Source organism: Pseudomonas sp. GW456-E7, assembly GCF_059424105.1.
Genome location: NZ_JBWKZB010000106.1, coordinates 1 through 4,042, shown reverse-complemented (window position 1 = coordinate 4,042; position 4,042 = coordinate 1). Strand labels below are relative to the sequence as shown.

Here is a 4,042-nt window from a genome sequence, read left to right as displayed (position 1 = left end):
AAAAAGCACCCACCCACCAAAGCGATACAAAAAACAAATACGACACGTCATTTTGTGTTTGATATTAAATTCTGTATCGCTTATAAAGTCCCCATGCCCCAGAACAGATTCAAGGCGGGAACTCAAAAATGTACGCACAGCTCGTAGAAACAGGCGTAAAGCGCATCAAGGACCTCTCGGAAATGTCCGAACAGGAACGCGCCTTCCAGGAAAAAATCGATTCAGAAATCAAGATCGAAGCCAAGAACTGGATGCCAGATGCCTACCGCCAGACCCTGATCCGGCAGATTTCCCAGCACGCCCACTCCGAAATCGTCGGCATGCTGCCCGAAGGCAACTGGGTCACCCGCGCGCCGTCGCTCAAACGCAAACTGCAACTGATGGCCAAGATCCAGGACGAAGCCGGCCACGGCCTGTACCTGTACAGCGCCATGGAAACCCTCGGTGCCGACCGTGATGAAGAGATCGCCAAACTGCACAGCGGCAAGGCCAAGTACTCGAGCATCTTCAATTACCCGACGCTGAACTGGGCCGACATGGGCGCGGTGGGCTGGCTGGTGGATGGCGCGGCGATCGTCAACCAGGTGGTGCTGCAGCGCACCTCCTACGGCCCGTATTCCCGGGCGATGATCCGTATCTGCAAGGAAGAGAGCTTCCACCAGCGCCAGGGCTACGAAATCCTCCTGACCATGATGCGCCACGGTAACCAGGCGCAAAAAGACATGGTCCAGGACGCGATCAACCGCCTGTGGTGGCCGTCGCTGATGATGTTTGGCCCAAGCGACGAACACTCGCCGAACAGCGCCCAGTCCATGGCCTGGAAAATCAAGCGCCAGAGCAACGACGAACTGCGCCAGCGCTTCATCGACCAGACCATCCCGCAGCTGGAACTGCTGGGCTGCACCTGCCCCGACCCGGACTTGAAGTGGAACGCCGAGCGCGGCCACTACGATTTCGGCGAAATCCAGTGGAACGAATTCTACGAGGTGCTCAAGGGCAACGGCCCGTGCAACCAGGAACGCGTCGCCGCCCGCCGCAAGGCGATCGAAGACGGCGCCTGGGTTCGCGAAGCCGCCGTCGCCCACGCCCGCAAAAAACAAAACAAGAACGCCGCCTAAGACAACCGTCCCCCCTGTAGGAGCGAGCCCGCTCGCGATGGTCGTCAACGTTAACGCTGGTTGCCTGACACCCCGCGGTGCTCGCGGGTACATCGCGAGCAAGCTCGCTCCTACAGAGCCTCAATGTGGAGTAACTGAAATGTCCGAGTGGACCCTCTTCGAAGTCTTCGTGCGCAGCAAGCACGGCCTGAACCACAAGCACGTCGGCAGCGTGCATGCCGCCGACACCACCATGGCCATCGAAAACGCGCGCGAGCTCTACACCCGTCGCAGCGAAGGCGTGAGCCTGTGGGTGGTGCCTTCGGCATTGATCACCGCTTCGTCGCCGGATGAAAAAGACCCGCTGTTCGATCCGTCGGACGACAAGGTCTACCGCCACGCCAGCTTCTATGAGCTGCCGGCCGAAGTCGGGCACATGTGAGGTCGACCATGGACAACAAGACTGATCTGATCGAATACCTGCTGCGCCTCGGCGACAGCGCCCTGATCCAGGGCCAACGCCTGTGCCAGTGGTGCGGCAAGGCACCGGCACTGGAAGAAGAGCTGGCACTGATGAACGTCGGCCTCGACCTGGTGGGCCAGGCGCGCAACTGGCTGGAGTACGCCGCCGAACTGCTGAACGACGGCCGCGACGCCGATCACCTGGCGTTCCGTCGCGACGAGCGCGCCTATCGCAACCTGCTGCTGGTGGAACAACCCAACGGCGACTTCGCGGTGACCATGCTCAAGCAATTCCTCTACGACGCCTGGCATTTGCCGGTGCTGCAGGGCCTGAGCCAGTCCAGCGACGAGCGCATCGCCGGGATCGCCGCCAAGGCGGTGAAGGAAGTGACCTATCACCTGCGCCGCTCTGGCGAGTGGATCGAGCGTATGGGTGACGGCACCGAGGAAAGCCACAAGCGCATGCTCGCGGCCATCCCTGAAGTCTGGCGCTTCACCGTCGAACTGATCGCCGCCGATGACAGCGAGCAGCGCCTGTGCGACGCCGGCATCACCCCGGACATCGCCAGCGTGGCCGCCCAGTGGCAGGCCAAGGTCGAGCAGATCTTCGCCAGCGCCACCCTGCCCGTGCCCGCCGCCCCGAGCTATTTCTACCTGAATGCCCGCAAGGGCCTGCACAGCGAACACCTGGGCATCCTGCTGGCCGAAATGCAGTGCCTGCCACGAGCGTACCCCGATGCAACCTGGTGAGCTGATCGCCAGCGACCTCGGCGCCCGGCCGGCGGGGCCGACCGACCTGGCTGCCGCCTGGGCGATTCTGGCTGAGGTCATGGACCCGGAAGTGCCAGTGGTCAGCGTGGTTGACCTGGGCATCGTCCGCGACCTGGACTGGCAGGCCGGCCACCTTCACGTGGTGGTCACGCCGACCTACTCCGGTTGCCCGGCCACCGAAGTGATCGAGAGCGATATCCGTGAAGCCCTGGAACTCGCCGGGTTCAAGGCGCCGCAGCTTGAGCGCAAGTTGACCCCGGCCTGGACCACCGACTGGATCAGCGCCAGCGGCCGTGAACGCCTGCGCGCCTACGGCATCGCACCGCCCGAGGGCAGCACCAGCAAGCGCAGCCTGCTCGGTGAAAGCCCGCAGGTTGTGTGCCCGCAATGCGGCAGCGCCCACACGGAGGTGCTCAGCGAATTCGGCTCCACCGCCTGCAAGGCGCTGTACCGCTGCGTCGATTGCCGCGAACCGTTCGACTATTTCAAGTGCATCTGAGCGGCGAATCGGCCGTCCCAGCTGGAGAACAACAATGAGCAAATTTCACAGCCTGACCATCAAGGACGTGCGCGCCGAGACCCGTGACGCGGTGTCCATCGCCTTCGAGATTCCGCAACACCTGCAAGACAGCTTTCATTTCACCCAGGGCCAGCACCTGGTGATGCGCACCCAACTGGACGGCGAAGAAGTACGCCGCTCCTATTCGATCTGCACCGGGGTCAACGACGGTGAGTTGCGTATCGCGGTCAAGCGTGTGGCCGGTGGACGCTTTTCGGCGTTTGCCAACGAACAGCTCAAGGCCGGGCACACCCTGGAAGTGATGCCGCCGGCCGGGCATTTCTGCGTCGAGCTCGACCCGGCTCGCCACGGCCACTACCTGGCCGTGGCCGCGGGCAGCGGGATCACGCCGATCCTGTCGATCATCAAGACCACCCTGGAAACCGAACCCCACAGCCGCGTGACCCTGCTGTACGGCAACCGCTCCAGCTCCGGCGCGCTGTTCCGTGAGCAACTGGAAGACCTGAAGAACCGCTACCTGCAACGCCTGAACCTGATCTTCGTGTTCAGCCGCGAGCAGCAGGACGTCGACCTGTACAACGGCCGGATCAACGCCGAGAAGTGCGAGCAGTTGTTCACCCGCTGGCTCGACGTCAAGGCGCTCGATGCGGCGTTTATCTGCGGCCCACAGGAAATGACCGAGACCGTGCGCGACAGCCTCAAGGCCAAGGGCATGCCAGCCGAACGCATCCATTTCGAACTGTTCGCCGCCGCCGGCAGCGAGCAAAAACGTGCGGCCCGCGAAGCCGCCCGCCAGGTCGATGCGGCGGTCAGCCAGATCACCGTGATCAGCGACGGCCGTGCCCTGGCCTTCGACTTGCCACGCAATAGCCAGAGCATCCTCGACGCCGGTAACGAGCAAGGTGCGGAATTGCCCTACTCGTGCAAGGCCGGCGTGTGCTCGACCTGCAAGTGCAAGGTCATCGAAGGCGAAGTGGAAATGGACAGCAACCACGCCCTGGAAGACTACGAAGTGGCCGCCGGCTATGTGCTGTCGTGCCAGGCGTTCCCGATCAGCGACAAGGTGGTGCTGGATTTCGATCAGCTTTGATACCCGATTCACACCCAATCCTGTGGGAGCGAGCCTGCTCGCGAAGAGGCCATCAGATCCGACATTGATGGCGCCTGATACGCAGTCTTCGCGAGCAGGCTC

The 4,042-nt window shown here is 62.6% G+C and carries 5 protein-coding genes; all 5 read left to right on the top strand.

Annotated elements, in window-relative coordinates:
- Positions 1 to 128 precede the first annotated feature (128 nt).
- The 5 genes from paaA to paaE all read left to right on the top strand — a co-directional run bounded on the left by paaA (position 129) and on the right by paaE (position 3,940).
- Positions 129 to 1,118, top strand: coding sequence for a 1,2-phenylacetyl-CoA epoxidase subunit PaaA (gene paaA, locus AC07YV_RS29745; protein ID WP_007978015.1), 990 nt, complete (start codon positions 129 to 131; stop codon positions 1,116 to 1,118).
- 139 nt (positions 1,119 to 1,257) lie between these two features.
- On the top strand, positions 1,258 to 1,539 hold the full coding sequence (paaB, locus tag AC07YV_RS29740) for a 1,2-phenylacetyl-CoA epoxidase subunit PaaB (RefSeq protein ID WP_007943393.1): 282 nt from the start codon (positions 1,258 to 1,260) through the stop codon (positions 1,537 to 1,539).
- A gap of 8 nt (positions 1,540 to 1,547) precedes the next feature.
- A complete protein-coding gene (gene paaC, locus AC07YV_RS29735; protein ID WP_102702826.1) occupies positions 1,548 to 2,309 on the top strand; it encodes a 1,2-phenylacetyl-CoA epoxidase subunit PaaC in 762 nt (253 codons plus the stop codon).
- Positions 2,296 to 2,829: a 1,2-phenylacetyl-CoA epoxidase subunit PaaD gene (gene paaD / locus AC07YV_RS29730; protein WP_102702827.1), complete on the top strand. Its 534-nt coding sequence runs from the start codon at positions 2,296 to 2,298 to the stop codon at positions 2,827 to 2,829. Before paaC ends, paaD begins: the two co-directional genes overlap by 14 nt.
- A gap of 34 nt (positions 2,830 to 2,863) precedes the next feature.
- On the top strand, positions 2,864 to 3,940 hold the full coding sequence (gene paaE, locus AC07YV_RS29725) for a 1,2-phenylacetyl-CoA epoxidase subunit PaaE (RefSeq protein ID WP_102702828.1): 1,077 nt from the start codon (positions 2,864 to 2,866) through the stop codon (positions 3,938 to 3,940).
- Positions 3,941 to 4,042 lie beyond the last annotated feature (102 nt).

Bases quoted from the DNA above. Each gene is read 5' to 3' on its own strand.
- paaC (WP_102702826.1), top strand. From the start codon at position 1,548: ATGGACAACAAGACTGATCTGATCGAATACCTGCTGCGCCTCGGCGAC.
- paaD (WP_102702827.1), top strand. From the start codon at position 2,296: ATGCAACCTGGTGAGCTGATCGCCAGCGACCTCGGCGCCCGGCCGGCG.
- paaA (WP_007978015.1), top strand. From the start codon at position 129: ATGTACGCACAGCTCGTAGAAACAGGCGTAAAGCGCATCAAGGACCTC.
- paaB (WP_007943393.1), top strand. From the start codon at position 1,258: ATGTCCGAGTGGACCCTCTTCGAAGTCTTCGTGCGCAGCAAGCACGGC.
- paaE (WP_102702828.1), top strand. From the start codon at position 2,864: ATGAGCAAATTTCACAGCCTGACCATCAAGGACGTGCGCGCCGAGACC.